We start from the raw sequence: 20,955 nt of genomic DNA, 5'->3' as shown, positions 1-20,955 counted from the left end.
AAAAAAGAACAACTTTCTTATGAAGCAAAAATAAAAGAAAATCCAAATTTAGCTTTACCTCCTTTAAAATCTTATTCTGATTATGAAGAAGCTTTAAAAGAAAAAGAATGCTTAACCTATAAACTAGGACAAACTCTCATACAAGCTAATAATAATTGGTACAGGGGGGTACATCAAGCTTTTATTCAAAGATGTGCCTAGGTTAAAGAAAAGAAAAAATAATTTATGAAAACTATAGTTATTGATTTAGATGGAACTTTGACAATTGATGAAGATAATGTAGATTATGCTGATAAAAATTCCTAAAACTTATATCTTTTAATAATACAATAGACTTTTTTAATGCAATTTGCTAAAATTGCATTTCATAAAAATCAAGAAAGAAAAATTTATGGACAATTACGAATTTAGTGAACTTTTAAAAACCCTTAAAAATAAAATTGGAAATATAGCCTCTATCATCAAGCCTGAAAATATCAAAACAAGGCTTAAAGAGATTGAAGAGCTTGAAAATTCTTCGTCTTTTTGGAATGATGTTAAACAAGCAAGCATTATAGGCAAAGAAAAAACTAAAATCACTAATTTACTTAAAAATTATGAAGACGCTTTAAATTCCTTAAATGACACAAGTGAGCTTTTTGATCTTGCTAATAATGAAAACGATACAGAAACTTTACAAGCTTTATTTAATGATGCACCTAAAATTGAAGATTGCATTACAAGCCTTGAAATTTCAATGCTTTTAAGTGGAGAAAATGACAATAAAAATGCTATAGTTTCGATCCATCCAGGAGCAGGAGGAACAGAAAGCAATGACTGGGCAAGTATGCTTTATAGAATGTATTTAAGATTTTGCGAAAGAGAAGGCTTTAAAGCTGAGACTTTAGACTTTCAAGAAGGCGAAGAAGCAGGTCTTAAAGATGTCAGCTTTTTGGTCAAGGGTGAAAATGCTTATGGTTATTTAAAAGCAGAAAATGGGATTCATCGCTTAGTAAGAACCTCTCCTTTTGATAGTGCAGGACGTCGTCATACAAGCTTTTCAAGTGTCATGGTAAGTCCTGAAATTGATGATGATATAGAAATCCAAATTGAAGAAAAAGATATAAGAATTGATTATTATCGTGCTAGTGGAGCGGGTGGACAACATGTCAATAAAACAGAATCAGCCGTAAGAATCACACATTTTCCAACAGGTATAGTCGTACAATGTCAAAACGATAGAAGTCAACACAAAAATAAAGCCACAGCTTTTAAAATGCTAAAATCACGCCTTTACGAACTAGAACTTACAAAACAACAAGACAGTGCAAATACAGGAGAAAAAAGTGAAATAGCCTGGGGACATCAAATCCGATCTTATGTACTTTTTCCCTATCAGCAGGTTAAAGACAATCGTAGTGGGCAAGCCTTTTCACAAGTTGATAGCATCCTTGATGGTGATATTAAAAAGATGATAGAAGGTGTTTTAATATCTTTAAAAACAGAATAAAAAACATTTGATCATTCAAACAAATCTTTATGCAAAATTTCTTCTAAAACCACAGTAGCATAAGATCCCTTTTGTAGGAAAAATTCCATACAAAAATGGGCTTTTTTTTCATCATAACGCCACTTTAATTCTTCTAAATATGACCACATAAAACGCCTTGAACCTTGCATTTGGGATTTAAATTCCATTGCATCTTTAAAAATTTCATTCTCCAAATGCAAAGCCAAGCCCTTGGCCACTTCATAAGCTTTATATCCTATTAAAAGTCCCATAGGAGTAATATCTCTTGCACAAAAACGTTTCATTTCAGTCTGTAAATCCTCACATAAAAAACACTTGCCAAAAGGATAATGGCCTAAAACTTCGCCTTTTAAAAGCTTAAAAAAATTATCTTGTTTTTTAAGATCTTTAGCTTCATCTTTAGAGATATCATAAATTTGTCTTAGTTCTTTTTCGTTAAAATCGTTTACAAAATGCGATAATTGGACTCTTTTACTTAAATAGCGATTAAAAAGTTCACTTTGAAAAGCCGAAAGCAAGAATTCTTTCATTTTTACATTTTTCATTTTTTTACCGCGTAAAATCTCAAGTCCTTCTTTATAATTTTCTTTAAATTTCCCAAAACGTTGATAGCCAAAATAATTTGGAAAACCTTGTTGATCTAAATTGATTAAAGCTTGTTGAAGTTTTAAAGCATCACTTGCTAAAACTTTTTTTAAACGTATGAAAAAAGAATTTCCTTTCAAATGGCCTATTCTTAGTTTATTATCATGAACAAAACTTTCTAAAATTTTAAGTTTAGGATGAGAAAAATTGCCTAAAAAACTCTCAAATTTCTTAGGCATAGAAATGTATTGGAAAGTTAAACCTTGTTTATCTTTAAGCCCTGCATAGCCAAAATCGCGTATTTTCACCCCGCTTGCTTGACTTAAAATTCCTAAAGCTTCATTTGTCGTTAAATCTTTTTTATTAATATGCAAAATAAGATGCTCACCCTTACCGCTAAACTCATATAAAGGCTTTTCACGCACCACAAAATCATCACTATTTTTACTAAAATGCACATCAATTAAACTGTGCTTTAAACTATACAAAGGCTTAAAAGTGATGCTCTTTTCCTTTAAATTCATATCGTCCTTTCTCTGCTTTTGCAAAAATATTAAGTTTTACACCATGTTTTTTTGCGATATTTTCTATATTATGACGCTCTTTTTCATCAAAACCAAACAAAATTTCATATTCTTCTCCGCTATAAAGCACATTATCACTAAGTTTTTTAAGCCAAGAAACACCACATTTATTCTGTGCTAAAAGCCTTGATAAATCCTTACTTAAACCATCTGAAATATCCATAGCACAAGAAACAAAAGGGGCAAGTTCATAAAAAAAATCCGGTTTTAATCTAGGTTTTATAAACACATGATTTAAACTCAAAGCACCTCCATTTTGCAAAATTTCAAGCCCTTTTAAACTCCTCCCTAATCTGCCTGTATAAGCAAGTAAATGTCCTTTTTTCAATCCTTTTCTAAAAACCGCTTTGCCATTTAGTTTTGAAATTATTGTAATGCTAATGTCTATTTTATCATTGCTTATCGTATCACCACCTATAATTTGTATATCAAATTTTTTAGCCGTTTTTAAAAAACCTTTGTGTAAAGCCTCAATCTCATTTTCACTTAGATTTTTTGGCAATGCAAGTCCTAAAAGCGCGTATTTTGGCTTAGCATTCATGACAATAGCATCTGAAATATTGACAAGCATGGCCTTAACAGCAATTTGTTCTAAAGTAAACCATGCTCTTTTAAAATGCACATTTTCAAAAAATAAGTCCTTGCTAAAACACCATTTATCAACAATAGCACCATCATCACCATTTTTTTCATTCAAAAAAGCTTTGATTATAAAATCTTCTTTACTCATAAGGAATGATTTTATAAAATTTCCTTTTAAATTCTAGTGAATTTTAAAAAAATTTTATATAATATAAAAATATTTAAGGGAAAACTATGGAAAAATTAGAACTTAGAATTTTTAGATTTGACAAAGATAAAGATTATGAGGCCTATTATAAACCTTATGTTTATAATAATTATGAAAATTTTGCAACTTTATATGATTTGCTTTTACAAGTGCAAGATGATGATATTTATTTTGATTTTGATAGAGATGAAAATGCTTATATCATAGTAAATAAACAAATCATGCCTCTTTTTACTCCTTTAAAAAAAATCGCAAAAGAACACAATTTTTATCTTTGCATAGAACCTTTAAGCACTAAAAGATCCTTAAAAGATCTTATTATCAATAAAGATGATTTTTTAGAAAAATACAAACACCTTGCTCAATTTGGCACTGATGAAGATAAAAAACTATATACTCAATATGATCACCTCTACTATACAAACGAAATTTTAGAATTCCACCCTGAGTATATGGGTGATAGTTTATTTTATTTAGCAGCACAAATGATAGAAAAATATCCTGAAAAAAAACTAGAAATTTTAAAAACCATAGCCAATGATGAAAAAGGAATCTTTTATCATCTTGAAAGTACAAATGAAATTTTAGAAAATACTATAAAAAATTTACAAAATGAAATTTTAAATTTAGGACTTTTTGATAAAAAACTTTTGGATTTTAATTTACCAAAAATGGATGCTTTTGATAATGAAATTAAAGAACTTCAAGAAATCAAACATGATTTTAAAAATTTCAATATAGCCTTTTATGGTTTTAAAGCTTGCGATGCCTTAAAATCTAAGCTTGCAGCCAAATGGATCTATTATGAAAACAATATAAAAAATAATGGCTTTAAACTTTTAAATTTAAATCCAGAACTTTGCTATAAAATGGCTGCAAATATACTTTTAGATGCTTATGATCAAGGTGCTGATTTCCTAGTAGTAGAAGAAAAAAAAGACTTTTATCTCTTTGATACTTGTGCAAAAAAACTTATGCAAATAAGTGGTAGAGAATTTGAAGATTTTTATATTTTAAGTCGTTTTGAATTTTTAGCTCTCATCCAAGGCATACAAATGCCTTCTTTGAAAAACCACACTCTAAAGGTAAGCTTAATATGAAAATTTCTTTAGAATGTAAAGATCTTATCATAGAAAAAACTTTAGAACTCTTTCTTAAAGACCATTTAGTGATGAAAAAAGACTGCGATTTTATCATAAGTGATACAAAAATTCGCACAGACAAGCCTTTATTTATCATCTGTAAAAATTCCCCTTTTTTAACCATACCTTTTAGTAAAGAAAGTTTATTTCATTCTTTGCATGAATTTGATAATGCTCTAAAAGCCACAGCTTTAAAACTTGCATTAGAACAAAAAAAATTACTTGAAGAAAAAATCGATTCCATAGCTTGCCAATTTAAAAAAGATTATGAAAACAAAATCGATCTTGCAATCAAAGATCTTAAAAACCAACTCATAAAAGCTCTCACTGATGGATAAAACATTAAAAAATACCAAAGATTTTTTTAATAAAAACAACAAAATAAACTCCATGCTAAAAAAACAAGAAATCAAAACTCCAAAACAAAACATTAAAAAAGCCAAAGAAAGCAAACTCTACGTGCGTATAGAAAGTGGAAAACATAAAGGAAAAAAACTACTTTTGCCAAATTTAACAACCACAAGAAGCACTAAAAGCATAGTAAAAAATTGTGTTTTTAATGTTATAAGACAAGATTTAAAAGATAAAATTTTTATAGAAGCTTTCGGTGGGAGTGCTTTAATGGCAGCTGAAGCTCTTAGTAATTATGCTTTAAAAGCTTATGCTATAGAACTTGATTTGCAAGCTTATAAAGTTGCTCTTAAAAATGCTAAAAATATTGATACAAATTTAGAAGTCATTCATGCAAACACTTTTGAAATTTTACCCAAACTCTTAGAAAATTCTAAAAATGAAATCATCTTATATCTTGATCCTCCTTTCCATATTAGAGAAAATTTTAGTGATATTTACGAAAAAATTTATAAATTCCTTAACAATTTAAATTTAAATACTGTAAAATTCATCATTTTAGAACACCACTTCATTATCAACACCCCTGCAAAAATACAAAATTTCCAAAAAATTAAAGAAAAAAAATTTGGATCTACAAGTTTGAGTTTTTACATAATTTAAATTATAATTGGAACACTTTTTGCTTTTTTATAATAAACATCATAGATTAAAGGGAAAATCCATGAAAGTTTTAACGATATTTTTACTGTTTATAACAAGCATTTTAGCGGTACAAATCAAGGATGTAGCAAATACTGTAGGCGTAAGAGATAATCAACTTATAGGCTATGGGCTTGTTGTAGGGCTTAATGGTAGTGGTGATGGAACAAGCTCTAAATTTACCTTACAATCTGTATCTAATCTTTTACAAGGTATGAATATTAAAGTAGATCCTAATGATATTAAATCAAAAAACACCGCAGCTGTAATGGTAACAGCTAAACTTCCAGCTTTTGCACAAAGCGGAGATAAACTAGATATCACTGTATCTTCCTTAGGCGATGCAAAATCCTTACAAGGAGGCACACTTTTGCTTACTGCGCTTCGTGGAATTGATGGAGAAATTTATGCCATAGCTCAAGGATCGATTTCAACAGGAGGGTTAACTCCAAGACCAGGCGGAACAGGATCGCACTCAACAGCTGCAACTGTAATGGGCGGGGCTAGCGTAGAAAGGGAAATTCCTCAAAATTTTAATCAAAATAATGATTTAACCCTAAGCTTGAAAGTTGCAGATTTTAAAACTGCAAACGATATAGAAAGAGTTTTAAATACTATATTTGATGAAAGCGTAGCACAAGCTATTGACTCACGCACTATTAAACTCAAAAAACCTCAAGAACTTTCAAATGTTGAATTTATGGCAAAAGTTTTAGAACAAGATATAGCTTATAAGCCACAAAGCAAAGTAATTATTGATGAAAAAACAGGAACAGTTATAGCAGGAGTAGATGTGGAAGTAGAACCTGTTTTAATCACACATAAAGATATCACCATAAAAATTGATCCAAACAATACCGCACCAGCAAGCCAGAATGAAATTGATATGAAAGATGGGGGTTTTGTAGATCCAAGATCAAATACCTTAAGAATCAATAATACCAAAAGCACTGTAGCAAATATCGCTAGAATGCTTAATAAACTTGGAGCAACTCCAAATGACATTATAGCGATCATGGAGAATTTAAAACGCGCAGGTGCAATCAATGCAGATTTGGAGATCATATAATGAAAATAGGTAATTTTTTAAACACTTATAATGGAAATAATACAATAAATTCTAGTATCAAAGTCAACAACAATAACATTAGTATCCAAAGCAAAGAAGATGAAGCTTTAAAAGAACAAACCGATGCTTTTGAAGCTTTTTTCCTCAAACAAGTATTAGATGTGTCTTTAAAGACTCAAAATTCACTCTTTGGAAAAGATGCAAGTGATGAAATTTATACTTCGATGTATAATGATACTATGAGTAAGGCTTTAAGCGGGGGATTGGGTTTTTCAAAATTATTATACGATTTTTTAAAAGAAAGGGGTTAAGTTTTTTTCATTTAGGTCGATAGGGTTTGTACAGAATTATCACTAAAGATCAAGGAGGCAGAAATGATCAATCCCGTACAACAAAATCATACGGTAAGTACCACCCTAAACACACCTAAAAGTGAGAAGGAAACCAAAACAAACAATACTCAAAAAACAGAAAATGATAAAGTGAGTAAAATCGCAGAACAGGTTAAAAATGGTACTTATAAAATCGATGTAGGTGCTACAGCTACTGCGATTGCTGATTCTTTGCTTTGATAAATCATTCTCTTTTTTTTGAGACAAAAAAAGGAGAAAAAATGCTAAAACAAAGACTTGATGAAGTAAACGCTATTTTAACAAAGCTTATTATTTTAACTGAAGAAGACATAAAAAATATAAAAATAGCCAAACACGAAAGTGTGAAACCAAGTGTAGAAGAAAAAAATAAACTCATTACCGAATTTATTGAAGCTAAAAAGCAGCTTGATGCTGCTTTAGTCAAATTAAATAATAGTTCTACAAAAGGACTTAGTGAACTTTTAGATGATGAAGACAAGCAAAAGCTAGATCTGCTTAAAAAAAATCTTCAAAACCTTCATAGCACAAATAAAGAATATGCTAAACTAGTTCTTATTGTTAAAGATTTTCTAGATAGTTTGGTAAATAAAATGTTTGATATTAATGATGGAACAAATCATGCTTATGGAGATAAAAAGACAAATCCAAAGTCAATTTTTAAAATCAATGTATAAGGATTTATGATGAGTATTTTTGGAACACTATATACAGGAGTTAGTGGTTTAAAAGCTAATGAAATGCAAATTGCAACAACAGGAAATAATATCTCAAATGCTAATGCGACTTTTTATACACGCCAAAGAGTCATACAAACTACAAATGGATATGTGACAACAAATGGGGTGCAAGTAGGCACAGGAACCGCCGTAGAAAGCATAGTACGTTTACATGATGAATATGCTTATTATAAATTAAAAAGCGCTTCAAATCAATTAGAATACACCAAATACATGGCTTCAACCTTACAAGAAATAGCCCAACGCTTTCCAGACTTGCAAAATACAGGAATTTTAAAAGACTTAGAAAATTATAATAAAGCTTGGAATGACTTTGCATCCAATCCTAATGAAAATGCTACTAAAGTGGCTTTAATTAAAGCTTCTCAAACTTTAACACAAAGCATTAACAATACTTTTGCAACTTTAGAAAAAATTCAAAAAAAAGTTAATGATGATATCAAATTAACCGTAGATGAGATCAATAGAATAGGCGAAGAAATTGCCACTATTAATAAACAAATTTATGGCCAAGAAGCCTTACCTACAGAACATGCTAACGAGCTTAGAGATAGAAGGGATGAATTAGAACTCACTCTTTCAAAATTAGTAAGTACAGTTGTAAGCAAAAATGAAATCAATCAAAACAATCGCCTTGAAACAACCATCACAGATCCAAGACATCAATACAATCTAAGTATAGAAGGCTATAGCATAGTAGATGGGACTAATTTTCATCCTTTAAAGCTTGATTATGATGATAAAAATAAATCTTATAGTATTTATTATGAAACGCCAGATGAAAAAGTCCGCGATCTTAGCGCACAAATTCATGGGGGACAGCTTGGAGCACAACTTGACTTACGCGGTAGGAACTACAATAAAAACCAAGGAAAATACAGCGATGGAATCATTCAAGGCTATATGGATTCTTTAGATACTTTTGCAAAAACAATGATTAATGAAACCAATAATCTTTATGCAAGTTCTGCTAAAAGTTCCATAAATTCAGACTATCTTTTAGGACTTGAAGGAAACATTCCTTTAGTTAATTATGATAGAACCATACAACCAGGAAGTTTTGATATAGTTATTTATGATGATAAAGGCGATAAAAAACTCTCTAAAACCATCACAATAGATGTTAATACAACCATGGATGATATCATACGTCAAATCAATTCTAACACTGATGATAACGGTAATAAAAATCCTAATGATGATGTTAATGATCATATTAGTGCAACCTTTAGCTATGATCCAAAAACAGCAGATGGATTATTTCAAATCACTGCAAAACCAGGTTTTAAAGTAGCTATCGAAGATAAAGGTACTAATTTTGCCGGTGCGTTTAGCATAGGAGGTTTTTTTAGTGGATCTAATGCTAGCGATATAAAAGTTAAAGATTCCATACTCAATGATCCAAGTACTTTAAGAGCTAGTTTAAACGGTGTTGACAGTGGTAATGACATGGCTAATAAAATCATACAACTTCAATACGAAAAAGTCAATTTTTATAATAAAGATGGAACTATTGATAATCTTACCATAGAAGAATATTACCGTAAACTTACAGGAAAAATAGGATCAGATGGCGAAAATAACAATGTTATCAATGCAAGCAATCAAACCCTTTACAATTCTGTTTATGCTGAATACCAGTCAAAAAGTGGTGTTAATACCAATGAAGAATTGGCCGCACTTATACAGTATCAATCAAGCTATGGTGCTGCAGCTAAAATCGTTTCAACTGTAGATCAAATGCTTGATATTTTACTAGGGCTTAAATCTTAAGCTTTTAAAAATGCAAAAATTTAATCAACTCAAAGCCAAGCTTGATCTTTTAGCAAATAAAAAAAATACTATGCACGCTTTATTTCAAGCCCCAGATCCTTTGCAAATTGCTAAAATTTATAATGATGAATTTATTGCCTTACTTTGTGCATTATTTGCCTATGGCAATGCTAAAAATATACTTAATTTTTTAAACAAACTTGATTTTTCTTTATTAGATTGCAATCAAAAACAAATTCAAAAAGAACTCAAAGGCCTAAAATACCGCTTTCAAAATGAACAGGATATACAAGAAATTTTTATCACCCTCTCAAGATTAAAAAATGAAATATCGCTTAATGAACTTTTTACTAAAGCTTATGAAAAAAGACAAAGCACCACAGATGCTATCTTAGCCTTCATGCAAAAAATTCAGAAATTAAACCCCTACTCAAGCTATGGATATGACTTTTTCTTTGGCAAAATTTGGAAAAATACTCCAAGTTCAACTCTTAAACGCTATAATATGTATTTAAGATGGATGGTTAGAAAAGACGAACTTGACCTTGGACTTTTTACAAAAATTCACATCAAAGACCTTCTAATACCCCTTGATACGCATACTCATAAAATTTCCTTAACCTTAGGACTTTTAAAACGTACAATATATGATTATAAAAGTGTTGTAGAACTCACACAAAATCTAAAAAAATTAGATCCTAACGATCCTGTAAAATATGATTTTGCACTTTATCGCTTAGGACAAAGTAAAGAAATTGATAAATTTTAAGGGATAAAATGGACTTTGAACACTTCAATACGATTTATTACTTCGTATTGTTTTTTGTAGCCATTTTTGCAGGCTTTATAGACTCTATAGTAGGTGGTGGTGGACTTATCACCCTACCTGCTCTTATAGCTTGTGGAATCCCTGCTCACTTGTCTTTAGCTACTAATAAACTTCAAAGTATTTTTGGATCTTTTACTGCAAGTTTAACATATTTTAAATCTACCAATTTACCTCATCTTTCCTGGGGCATTTTTTTTACTGCTTTAGGAGCTAGCATAGGAAGCTATAGTATATTTTTTATAAAAGAGGAACATTTAAAACTCATTATTTTAATCTTCTTAACCCTTACTTTTTTATATACAGCTTTACGCCCTAATTTAGACAAGCAAAACAAAGCAAAAATAAAAAATATTAAATTTTTCCATATAATTTGTGGTTTAACCCTAGGTTTTTATGATGGATTTTTAGGTCCTGGAACGGGATCATTTTGGATTTTTGCTTGCGTGGTATTATTAGGCTTTAATATGAAAAAAGCAAGCATCAATACAAAAATTTTAAATTTCACAAGCAATATCATAGCCCTTATTATATTTTCATACCAATACGAACTTTTATGGGGCATAGGATTGCTTATGGGTATGGGACAAATTTTAGGGGCTTATTTAGGATCAAAACTTGTCTTAAAAACTAAAGGCAAATTTATTAAAACCTTGTTTTTAATAGTAGTAGGATTGATTATTATTAAAGTAACTTGGGATTATTTTTCTTAAAAATTTGTCCTAGAACTAAGCTCCCACATAGGTAAAAATATCCCTAAAGCTAAAAAGAATATCAAAAATGCTACTACTGTAGTCATTATAGGCTCTAAAAAGGCTAAAATTGTTCTTTTACATGATCATTTTTTTGTTTATAATACTTAGCAATTTCTTCACTTAAAACTTCTAACTTACCACTTTTCATAGCAATATTAAGCATGAAAAATACTAAAGAATCAAAAATATTAATCTTTTTAAAAGCTTGACTCAAATCAAGACCAGAATCCATAAAATTTAAAATTTTTTGATATTTTGAAATTAAAAATTTATTCTCAAGCCCCATAGTGGCCAAATCAAAAGCTTTAGAAATAGAAATCCCGCTTCTTAAAAGTAAAGAAAAAATGATAAAAAAATAATAATTTTGATTATAAAGAATCAAACGAGAAAATAAAGGTATTTTTAAAAGCATAAAATCCCAATAAAATGCAAAAGAATAAAAATGCTTATAAATTAAAATCAAAATGAAAAGTAAAAAATAAAGAATAAAAAAACATTCCATAAATATTTAAAAAATCATAAATTCCTAGCATTAGACGCGTAATAAAAGGCAAATTAGCACCCAAATTTTCAAACAAATCTTTAAAATTAGGCACCACAAAAAGCATAAGAAATAAAAATGCACCTATAATGCTTGAAAAAACTAAAGCAGGATATCTTAAAGCTCTTTTTAATTGTCTTTTATTTTCCATGCTTTTTTCTCTAAGCTTAGAAATTTGTCTAAATACTTCTCCAATTTTGCCTGTATTTTCAGCCATCTTTATCAATGCTAATTCTGCACGATTTAATCCAAAATTAGCATTATCAAAAGCCTGACTTAGATTTTGTGCTAAGATTAAATTTTCTAATACTTTTTTCATAATCTTACAAGAATGCATAGTATGTAATTGCCCAATACCTTCTTGAACACTCAATCCAGCCTCACATAATAAAGCCAATTCCTTAAAAAAGAGTATAAATCTTTCATCTTTTAGTCTTTGAAAATCTGATTTTTAAGTTCTTCAATATTTAAAATTGTCCAGTTTTTAGATAAGGCTTTTGCTTGAGCAGTATTTAAATTCTTAGCTCTTATAATCTCTTTATAATTACGATTTTTCTTAAGAAATTCTATCTCATAAAATTTCACTTTACAACCCTAAAAAGCTCATCTATACTTGTAAGACCTTCTTTAGCCTTTTCTAGACCTTGTTCAAACATAGTTTGAAAGCCTTGTTTTTTAGCAATTTCTCTTAAAGTTTTTTTATCTTGATTTTCTCTTATGGTACAGGCTAATTCTTCATCAATTCTTAAGCATTCAGCAATCAGTTCCCTACCCAAAAATCCACTATAATGACAACGCTCACAGCCCTTTGGCTCAAAAAACACTCCTTGAAAATCTATATAATGCTTTTGACTTCTTTTCTTACACCAAGGACAAAGTTTTCTCACCAAGCGTTGTGCTATAACAAGACTTAAAGCCGATGCAACTAAATAAACTTTTGCCTTCATATCCACAAGCCTATCAATAGCAGAAAAAGCATCATTAGTATGCAAAGTACTTAAAAGCAAATGCCCTGTTAAAGAAGCTTTTAAGGCTATATCAAGACTTTCTTCATCACGGATCTCACCTATCATGATAATATCAGGATCCTGCCTTAAAATAGCTCTTAAGATATTATTAAACTCAACCCCGGCTTTAGAATTGAGTAGAATTTGTTGTACTAAAGGTATTTTATACTCTATAGGATCTTCTGCAGAAATAATTTTTTTCTCTATACTCTTTAACTCATTTAAACAAGCGTATAAAGTCGTGCTTTTGCCGCTTCCTGTAGGACCTGTTAATAAAATCATCCCGTGAGGATAATGCAAAGTATTTTTTAAAAGTTCTAAATTTTTACTCCCTAGATTCAACCTATCTAATTCCAAAATTTCTTTATTATGCTTTAAAATCCTTATTACAACGCTTTCTCCATAAATCAAAGGCAAACACGAAACACGCAAATCATATTTTTCATTCTTAAAATCACATTCAAAGCTTCCATCTTGTGCCTTTCTTGACTCAGCTAAATTCAAACAAGCTAAAAACTTAATATGAAATACCAAAGCTTCATAAATATCTTTTTCAACATTTGCCAACTCACGCAAAATGCCATCAACTCTAAACCTTATTAAAGCATCCTCTAATCTGGCTTCTATACGAATGTCACTAGCATTTAATGGTAAAATTTCATTTAACAAAAACTCAAAAATCTGACTAATACAACTTTAATCATCTCTTTTTTCTTTCTCTTGCCACTCAAGCCTAAGTTTAATGCTTAGTTTTTAACCCTCTCTTGGACACGAATTTGATTAAGAATTTTAGTAATTTTTAACTCATTAACAATTGCAGCGCTTATTTTTTCACAAACTATAAAATTTTTTATTTGTTCTAAAAGTTCTAAAGAACAAGGTTTAGATCTAAGAACCAAAAACTCATCATTATTTTTAATGAGTAAAAATTGAAATTTCAAAAGTAAAGAAAAAGGCACCCCTTCATAAACAAAACTATCACATTGATCCAAATCAATAAAATTAACATTACAAAAATCAGCTAAATTTTTAAAAAATTCATCAACGCTAAAAGAAAATTCCTTACAAATAAAATCAAGTTCCATAGTATTATCAATATAAGCTTTAAAAATCGCATCCATTTTATTTTCCATCTAATTCTATAAAACCATAATAATTCATATAAGCTTGTAAAGCTCTTTTGGCCTCTCTTTCTTGACCTAAAGCTCTTTTAGCTTTTGCAAAAATCAGCCAAGAATCTTGTTTTTGTCTGTCTAATTCATTAGCTTTTAAAGCCCAAAATATTGACTTTTTATAAGCTTGAATTTCAAAGTACTTATTTGCTAAATTTAAAGCCTTTTTATAGCTAGGATTTTGATAAAAAGACTTTTGCAAATATGCGATATTTAAAGCTTGAGAATCGATCTTTATTTTATTATTCTCTTGCAATGCTTTTAAATCTTTTAATTGTTTATGCAATTTTTCTTTAGCAATTTTATCTTTAATAATTATACTAAAAGAACAATACTTTGCCAATTCATCAAGGCTTTCTTGTATACTCACTTTTTCATTGATATTGATATTAAAAAGACGTTTTTGACAATCCATAGCATAAAGCGAATTCAAACAAAAGAAGAAGCTAATTAATATTAATCTTATCATTTTTGATCAATTGTATTAGAATTTCTAAATTATCATATTTAAATTCAATCTCTTTAGTATTTATTTTACTAATAACAGCACCATTTATCTCATCACCCTTTCATACCATTGATTACCTATTTTCACCTTATTAAACATTACAGCAGAAATTTTAATCTGCCTTAATTTTTCAAAAGTAGGATTAACAAAAGGGATTTTCAAGCATGCCAAAATCCCTATTATTTTTTTCTCTATAAGTTTAAAATACGCTTCAAAATCATCTTGTGTCCACAAAATACCAAAGCTTAAGATCGTATGAATAATGTATTTATCAGTGTTGAACCTCATCACTATAATCAGCCATAGCAATACGCTTAAGCTGTCTGTAACGGCGCTGAGAATCTTTTTTATTACGTTCAAAAAGTTCACTAGCATGTTTAGGATTTGATTTTTTCAAAGAATTATAACGCACCTCATTCATTAAAAATTGCTCATACAAATCCCAATCTGGCTCTTTTCCCACTAAAGTTAACGGATTTTTTCCTTGCTCTTCTAAACGAGGATCAAAAGTATAAAGCGGCCAATAACCGCATTTAGTAGCAAGCTCACCTTGTTCTCCTGAATAACCAAGTCCTCCTTTAATACCATGGGCTATACAAGGAGAATAGCAAATCACCAAAGAAGGGCCATCATAAGCCTCAGCTGCATTAATGGCTTTAATAAGATGGGTATAATTTGCCGTTGAATTAACTTGTGCGACAAAAATATAACCATAAGTCATAGCAATTTGGCCTAAATCTTTTTTCTGTATAGGCTTACCCGCTGCTGCAAACTGTGCTACAGATCCTGTTCTAGAAGATTTTGAACTTTGTCCACCTGTATTTGAGTAAACCTCCGTATCAAGAACTAAAATATTGACATTTTCTCCACTTGCTAAAACATGATCAAGCCCGCCATAGCCAATATCATAAGCCCAACCATCTCCACCAAAAATCCAATGAGATTTTTTGCTTAAATATTGTTTAAGCTCTAATATTTCTTTAACAGCTTTGATATTTTGATTTTGTTCTAAAATGGGGATCATTTTATCTTTAATTTCAACTGATGCAGGACCATTATCTTTATTAGCAATCCAATCTTTAAAAAGAGCTGATAAGGCATTAGGCACTTCTTGCATACTCGCATGCATGATATTTTCAATACGATGCCTTGTATTTTCAGTAGCAATTTTCATACCCAAACCAAATTCTGCATTATCTTCAAAAAGCGAATTCCCCCAAGCAGGACCATGTCCATTTTTTACACTTTTTCTATAAGGAGTTGAAGGCGCAGACCCACCATAAATAGAACTACAACCTGTTGCATTAGCCACAATCATTCTCTCTCCAAATAATCTTGTAATCAAAGTAATATAAGGAGTTTCTCCACATCCTGGGCAAGCACCATGAAATTCAAATAAAGGCTGGGCAAATTGTGCACCTTTAGTGGTTTCTTTATTTAAAATATCATCTTTATAAGTGATTTCTTTAAACAAATAATCAGCATTTTCTTGCTCACCAAAATCTATCTCTTCTTGAAGTGGTACCATGACCAAAGATTTTTCTTTAGTAGGACACTCATGCACACAAAGTTCACAACCTGTACAATCAAGAGGGGAAACTTGAATTTTAAAACTTAATTTTTCACCCTTAGTTCCCTTAGCTTCTAAGGCATGATCTTTTACTCCACGCGGGGCTTTTACCATCTCATCATCATTAATCAAAAAAGGCCTAATAACAGCATGAGGACACACAGAAGCACATTGATTGCATTGGATACAATTTGCTTCTATCCATCTTGGAACCATAACTCCAACCCCACGTTTTTCATATTCTGTTGTGCCATGCTCAAAACTTCCATCTTCATAACCTAAAAATACCGAAACAGGTAAATCATCGCCCTTAGCTGCATTCATAGGTTTTACAATCTTTTCAACAAATTCTGTACCTTTATAGGCATTAGTTTGTTCTTTTTCTTTGATTTCTAAATTTTTCCAATTTGGATCTATTGGCACTTTTATAAGTCCATCAGCACCCACATCAATAGCCTTATAATTCATCTCAACAATAGCATCGCCTTTTTTACTATAAGATTTATAAGCTAATTCTTTCATATATTTTTGAGCATCTTCATAAGGAATAATTTTTGCAAGTTTAAAAAAAGCAGATTGCATAATAGTATTTGTACGATTTCCTAAACCTATATCGCGTGCTAATTTAGTAGCATTAATGATATAAAAATTAACTTCTTTTTCAGCCAAAGTCTTTTTCACTCTATCAGGAAGCTGCCTTATGGTTTCTTGAGTATTCCAAATACTGTTTAAAAGAAAAGTTCCCCCTTGACGGATTCCTGCTAAAACATCATAAATTTCAAGGTAAGCCGCAACTGAACAAGCAATAAAATGTGGAGTAGAAACAAGATAAGTCGACCGGATAGGTTTTTTGGAAAAACGCAAATGGCTTCTAGTATAGCCACCTGATTTTTTAGAATCATAAGCAAAATAAGCTTGAGCATAAAAATCTGTCTTATCTCCAATAATCTTGATTGAATTTTTATTTGCACCCACAGTCCCATCTGCACCAAGCCCATAAAACAAACATTCTATAGTGCTTTCATCTCCTAATGAAATTTTTTCTCCTGTGCTTAATGAAGTATGGGTTACATCATCAATAATCCCTACAGTAAAACCATCCTTTGGCTTATCAAGCTTAAGATTTTCAAACACAGCTATCATTTGGGCAGGATCAACATCTTTTGAAGAAAGTCCATACCTTCCCCCTACAATAATAGGAGGATTTTCTTTCCCATAAAAAGCCGATTTTATGTCAATATAAAGGGGTTCTCCAAGGCTTCCTGGCTCTTTGGTTCTATCTAAAACTGCAATCTTTTCTACAGATTTTGGCACAACATCAAAGAAATATTTTAAACTAAAAGGACGATAAAGATAAACTTTTAAAATTCCTACTTTTTCACCCTTTGCATTAAGATAATCAACCACTTCTTCAAGTGCTTGAGTCACAGATCCCATGGCTACAATTATACGTTGTGCATGCTCATGACCATAATAAACAAAAGGCTTATACTCCCTGCCTGTAATCTTTGAAATTTCTTGCATATATTCATTTACAACATCAGGTAAAGCATCATAAAAACGATTGCTTACTTCTCTGGTTTGAAAATAAATATCATCATTTTGTGCTGTTCCGCGTGTTTTTGGGTTTTCTGGATTTAAAGCATTATTTCTAAAATCAAGCAAAGCTTTTCTATCTAGCAATCTATCAAAATGCGCATAATCCATAACTTCGATTTTTTGAATTTCATGAGAAGTTCTAAAACCGTCAAAAAAATGCAAAAACGGCACTCTTCCTTTAATAGCGGCTAAATGGGCCACCCCGGCTAGGTCCATGGTCTCTTGTACAGAATGAGAACAAAGCATTGCAAAACCTATTTGTCTTGCTGCATAAATATCTTGGTGATCGCCAAAAATAGATAAGGCCTGAGCTGCTAAAGAACGTGCTGCTACATGGATAACACAGGGTAAAAGTTGCCCTGCAATTTTATACATATTAGGAATTTTAAGCAACAATCCTTGAGAAGCTGTATAAGTTGTAGTTAAAGATCCTGCTTGCAATGATCCATGCACACTCCCTGCAGCACCTGCTTCGCTTTGCATTTCTACAATTTTTACTGGAACCCCAAAAAGATTTTTCTTACCTGCAGCTGCCCACATATCGGTATAATCAGCCATAGGAGAACTAGGTGTAATAGGATAAATTCCAGCGACTTCAGTAAAAGCGTATGCAGCGTATGCAGCAGCCTCATTTCCGTCCATAGTTTTCATAATTTTACCCATTGAGACCTTCCTTAAATTAATATTTTTAGCTATCAATTTACAATAAATTCTCTTAAAAGGCGTTTAACAAAAATAAAATCAATACAATCTTATTATATACTTTATGGCATCATACGCACTTAAAAAGACCCTACAATAAGCTTTTAATTCTTCTTCTTTACCATAACCACAACTTAAAGCCAATGGAATAATATTTGCAGCAATAGCTGCTTGAATATCAAGCACAGTATCGCCTATCATATAGGCATTTTTTTGAGTTTTATTTAATCTTTTTAAAGCTAAAACAACAGGCTCAGGACTAGGTTTTGGATGCGTGATATCTTCAAAAGTAATTAAAGTTTTAAAAAATTTTTTAATACCTAAATATTCTAATAAAAGCGGGGTAAATTTACCGCCCTTTGTAGTTACTATACCCAAATCTGCTATTTCATATGCAAGCCCTAAAGCTTCTTTAGCTTGGGGCAAAAGTTCAGTCTGACTTAAATAAATTTGAGAATAAATTTCACGGTAAGCTAAAACAAAATCCTTGCTTAAATTCGCTTTATCATCATAAAGCATTTCAAACATCTGTTCTAAAGGATAACCTATAAGATTTTTAATTTCTTCATCATTTTTTGAGATTAATCCAAGGGTTTTTAAAGCCCCTTGGAAAGAATTTAAAATAGCATTTGTAGAATTGATTAAAGTACCATCTAAATCAAATAAAATAGTTTTATCCATTATCTTAAAATGAATTTCGCATCCACTCTTCTATTATCTGCTCTACCTTCTTTAGTATCGTTGCTTGATCTTGGATTGTCTTGACCATAACCTACAGTCTTGATACGATTTTTTTCTACACCATATTTTTCAAGCTCTTTAGCAACACTTTGGGCACGTCTTTCAGAAAGCTTTTGATTATAATCTCTTGGACCAATATTATCTGTATGACCTTCAAGTATAGTATCATATCTTTCATTTTCATCTAAAATTTCAGCAATTTCTTTGATTTTTTCTTGAAAATTTGGGTTTATGGTAGTTTTATCAAAACCAAAATGCCCTTCTAAAGAAATAGTCTTTTCACAACCATTTTCATCTAATAAAGCCCCCTCTCTTGGTTGAGTAAAGCATCTTACTTGTGAAGTTTGCTCACTAAGAGGTTCTTGCAAAACCTTTTCTTTTTTACCATCAAAACCAAAACTAATTCCTAAAGTCGACACCCAATTATGGTTTGCATGATTAAAATTAATTTGATCTCTAGTTTCAAGCCTTAAAGCTAAAGAATCACTAAGACGGAATTTCACACCTACTCCATAATGTCCAAAACCACCGCTTTTATTTTCATATGCAGCATGTGAAAAATTTTCATATCCTCCACCAGCTAATCCATAAAAATAAAATTTCTCACCCAAATCTATGCCTTTAATAGCACTTAAATAAGTTCTTGTGATATCTGTGGTTTTATTGGTATTTTTATACTTAGCATTAGAATAATACTCTAAACCTAATTCTAATTGATCTAACCAAAAATCATCAAAATGATAGCCAAGTCTAAGACCTGGTGCATAACGATTGGCTATATTAAAATCACTTTGAAAATAATTATAATTTAAGGTTGGAGTAATTTCAAATTTTACATTGTTATCAGCGCCAAATAAAACACTTGTTAAACCTAAACATAATAATAACTTTTTCATATAAAAAACCTTTCATTTTTTGATAAACTAAAAATTATAGTCTTGGAAGTATATCATAAATATAAAAATAAAACATGGAAACTATAAAAAAATACAAAGGTGGACAAAGCCACCTAAGAAATTAACGTTTGGAGAATTGTGGGCTTCTTCTTGCTTTGCGGCGTCCATATTTTTTACGCTCGACTGTCCTGCTGTCTCTAGTAAGAAGTCCTTTAGGTTTTAATAAAGCTCTAAAATCTGCATCCATAGCAGCTAAAGCTTTTGAAATTCCATGTCTTAAAGCTTCAGCTTGTGCACTATAGCCCCCACCTAAAGTTGTCGCTTTAATATCCATAGAAGCTTCTTGTTTAGTTACAAGCAAAGGCTGCACTACTTTAAGCTTGATCGCTTCATGTCCACCAAGCCAAGTGTTTAAATCAACACCATTAACACTAATTTTACCACTACCTGGTTTTATCCATACTTTTGCAATAGCAGTTTTTCTTTTACCTGTTGCGTATATTGTTGCCATGATCATTTTCCTTCTTTAGCAATTTGTGCAGTGTGTGGATGTTCACTACCCGCATAAATCTTTAATTTTTTAAGCATTGCCCTGCCCAAATTTGTTTTAGGAAGCATACCTCTAACTGCTAATTTATATAATTTTACAGGATTTTTTTCAAGCAAATCACCTAATTTCTCACTTTTTACACTTCCAAAATATCCTGAATGTCTATGATAAAGTTTATCTTCTGCCTTATTAGCTCCTGTAAAAACAGCTTTTGAAGCATTAATGATAATGACATAATCACCACAATCAACATTAGGGGTAAAACAAGGTTTGTTTTTACCTCTTAAAATTGTCGCTACTTCAGTTAAAAGACGACCGAAGCGTTTACCTTCTGCGTCTAAAACAATCCATTCTCGTTTTACTTCGTTTGGCTTTGTTATCTTCGTCATAATTTCTTACCTTTGCCAAAAATTTAAAATGTGATTGTATAAAAAACAATATTAATTTTTACTTAATTTAAGAAATTATAAA

Annotated in this window: 18 protein-coding genes and 5 pseudogenes; 12 read left to right on the top strand and 11 right to left on the bottom strand. The window is 30.7% G+C overall.

What is annotated here, in order from left to right; all coding sequences use genetic code 11:
• Positions 1–201, top strand: a pseudogene (locus GRQ01_RS05685) (sugar transferase); the annotation flags it as partial.
• 190 nt (positions 202–391) lie between these two features.
• Positions 392–1,489 carry a peptide chain release factor 2 gene (prfB, locus tag GRQ01_RS05680; protein WP_158334840.1) on the top strand — a complete coding sequence of 366 codons (1,098 nt, stop codon included), beginning with the start codon at positions 392–394 and terminating at the stop codon, positions 1,487–1,489.
• Between the two features lie 11 nt (positions 1,490–1,500).
• Here the strand turns inward: prfB and truD are convergent, their stop codons facing one another.
• Both truD and GRQ01_RS05670 read right to left on the bottom strand, forming a co-directional pair.
• Entirely contained in the window at positions 1,501–2,619 is a 1,119-nt protein-coding gene (truD, locus tag GRQ01_RS05675) for a tRNA pseudouridine(13) synthase TruD (protein WP_158334839.1), read from the bottom strand.
• The gene (locus GRQ01_RS05670; RefSeq protein ID WP_158334838.1) at positions 2,588–3,409 is read right to left on the bottom strand and encodes a thiamine-phosphate kinase; all 822 of its coding nucleotides are present in this window, start codon (positions 3,407–3,409) and stop codon (positions 2,588–2,590) included. Before GRQ01_RS05670 ends, truD begins: the two co-directional genes overlap by 32 nt.
• Positions 3,410–3,495: 86 nt before the next feature.
• Here GRQ01_RS05670 and GRQ01_RS05665 point away from each other — a divergent pair, with 86 nt between their 5' ends.
• The 10 genes from GRQ01_RS05665 (at position 3,496) to GRQ01_RS05620 (ending at position 11,156) form a co-directional block, all read left to right on the top strand.
• Entirely contained in the window at positions 3,496–4,569 is a 1,074-nt protein-coding gene (locus GRQ01_RS05665) for a DUF5644 domain-containing protein (protein WP_158334837.1), read from the top strand.
• Positions 4,566–4,949 (top strand): ornithine carbamoyltransferase, encoded by a 384-nt coding sequence (locus GRQ01_RS05660; protein WP_158334836.1) that lies wholly within the window; start codon positions 4,566–4,568, stop codon positions 4,947–4,949. Before GRQ01_RS05665 ends, GRQ01_RS05660 begins: the two co-directional genes overlap by 4 nt.
• Positions 4,942–5,625 (top strand): 16S rRNA (guanine(966)-N(2))-methyltransferase RsmD, encoded by a 684-nt coding sequence (gene rsmD / locus GRQ01_RS05655; protein WP_158334835.1) that lies wholly within the window; start codon positions 4,942–4,944, stop codon positions 5,623–5,625. The genes GRQ01_RS05660 and rsmD overlap by 8 nt, the downstream gene beginning before the upstream one ends.
• 61 nt (positions 5,626–5,686) lie before the next feature.
• Entirely contained in the window at positions 5,687–6,733 is a 1,047-nt protein-coding gene (locus tag GRQ01_RS05650; RefSeq protein WP_158334834.1) for a flagellar basal body P-ring protein FlgI, read from the top strand.
• Positions 6,733–7,044, top strand: coding sequence for a rod-binding protein (locus GRQ01_RS05645; protein ID WP_158334833.1), 312 nt, complete (start codon positions 6,733–6,735; stop codon positions 7,042–7,044). Before GRQ01_RS05650 ends, GRQ01_RS05645 begins: the two co-directional genes overlap by 1 nt.
• A 63-nt stretch (positions 7,045–7,107) precedes the next feature.
• Positions 7,108–7,305 carry a flagellar biosynthesis anti-sigma factor FlgM gene (locus GRQ01_RS05640; RefSeq protein ID WP_158334832.1) on the top strand — a complete coding sequence of 66 codons (198 nt, stop codon included), beginning with the start codon at positions 7,108–7,110 and terminating at the stop codon, positions 7,303–7,305.
• Between the two features lie 41 nt (positions 7,306–7,346).
• A complete protein-coding gene (locus tag GRQ01_RS05635; protein ID WP_158334831.1) occupies positions 7,347–7,781 on the top strand; it encodes a flagellar protein FlgN in 435 nt (144 codons plus the stop codon).
• Between the two features lie 9 nt (positions 7,782–7,790).
• On the top strand, positions 7,791–9,617 hold the full coding sequence (gene flgK / locus GRQ01_RS05630) for a flagellar hook-associated protein FlgK (RefSeq protein WP_158334830.1): 1,827 nt from the start codon (positions 7,791–7,793) through the stop codon (positions 9,615–9,617).
• 10 nt (positions 9,618–9,627) lie between these two features.
• Positions 9,628–10,386, top strand: a complete 759-nt coding sequence (locus GRQ01_RS05625; RefSeq protein ID WP_158334828.1) for a TIGR02757 family protein — start codon at positions 9,628–9,630, stop codon at positions 10,384–10,386.
• A gap of 8 nt (positions 10,387–10,394) precedes the next feature.
• Positions 10,395–11,156, top strand: coding sequence for a TSUP family transporter (locus GRQ01_RS05620; protein ID WP_158334827.1), 762 nt, complete (start codon positions 10,395–10,397; stop codon positions 11,154–11,156).
• On the opposite strand, the pseudogene GRQ01_RS05615 reads toward GRQ01_RS05620, so the two are convergent.
• The 9 genes and pseudogenes from GRQ01_RS05615 to rplM form a co-directional block, all read right to left on the bottom strand.
• Positions 11,153–12,324, bottom strand: a pseudogene (locus GRQ01_RS05615) (type II secretion system F family protein). The gene GRQ01_RS05620 and the pseudogene GRQ01_RS05615 sit on opposite strands and share 4 nt — an antisense overlap.
• Positions 12,321–13,879 (bottom strand): annotated as a pseudogene (locus GRQ01_RS05610) (GspE/PulE family protein). The pseudogenes GRQ01_RS05615 and GRQ01_RS05610 overlap by 4 nt, the downstream one beginning before the upstream one ends.
• A gap of 322 nt (positions 13,880–14,201) precedes the next feature.
• A pseudogene (locus GRQ01_RS05605) lies at positions 14,202–14,387 on the bottom strand (pilus (MSHA type) biogenesis protein MshL); the annotation flags it as partial.
• A pseudogene (locus GRQ01_RS05600) lies at positions 14,365–14,714 on the bottom strand (transformation system protein). The pseudogenes GRQ01_RS05600 and GRQ01_RS05605, both read right to left, overlap by 23 nt.
• Complete coding sequence (gene nifJ, locus GRQ01_RS05595; RefSeq protein ID WP_158334824.1) at positions 14,698–18,258, bottom strand: pyruvate:ferredoxin (flavodoxin) oxidoreductase; 3,561 nt, start codon at positions 18,256–18,258, stop codon at positions 14,698–14,700. The pseudogene GRQ01_RS05600 and the gene nifJ overlap by 17 nt, the downstream one beginning before the upstream one ends.
• A 78-nt stretch (positions 18,259–18,336) precedes the next feature.
• The gene (locus GRQ01_RS05590; RefSeq protein ID WP_158334823.1) at positions 18,337–18,978 is read right to left on the bottom strand and encodes an HAD family hydrolase; all 642 of its coding nucleotides are present in this window, start codon (positions 18,976–18,978) and stop codon (positions 18,337–18,339) included.
• Positions 18,978–19,934 (bottom strand): fibronectin-binding outer membrane protein CadF, encoded by a 957-nt coding sequence (gene cadF / locus GRQ01_RS05585; protein ID WP_158334822.1) that lies wholly within the window; start codon positions 19,932–19,934, stop codon positions 18,978–18,980. The genes GRQ01_RS05590 and cadF overlap by 1 nt, the downstream gene beginning before the upstream one ends.
• A 121-nt stretch (positions 19,935–20,055) precedes the next feature.
• A complete protein-coding gene (rpsI, locus tag GRQ01_RS05580; RefSeq protein WP_158334821.1) occupies positions 20,056–20,445 on the bottom strand; it encodes a 30S ribosomal protein S9 in 390 nt (129 codons plus the stop codon).
• A 2-nt stretch (positions 20,446–20,447) separates the two neighbouring features.
• Complete coding sequence (gene rplM / locus GRQ01_RS05575; protein ID WP_158334820.1) at positions 20,448–20,873, bottom strand: 50S ribosomal protein L13; 426 nt, start codon at positions 20,871–20,873, stop codon at positions 20,448–20,450.
• Positions 20,874–20,955 lie beyond the last annotated feature (82 nt).

It is taken from the genome of Campylobacter bilis (assembly GCF_016806695.1).
In the GTDB taxonomy this organism is placed as follows: domain Bacteria; phylum Campylobacterota; class Campylobacteria; order Campylobacterales; family Campylobacteraceae; genus Campylobacter_D; species Campylobacter_D bilis.
This window is presented reverse-complemented; position numbering and strand designations above follow the sequence as displayed.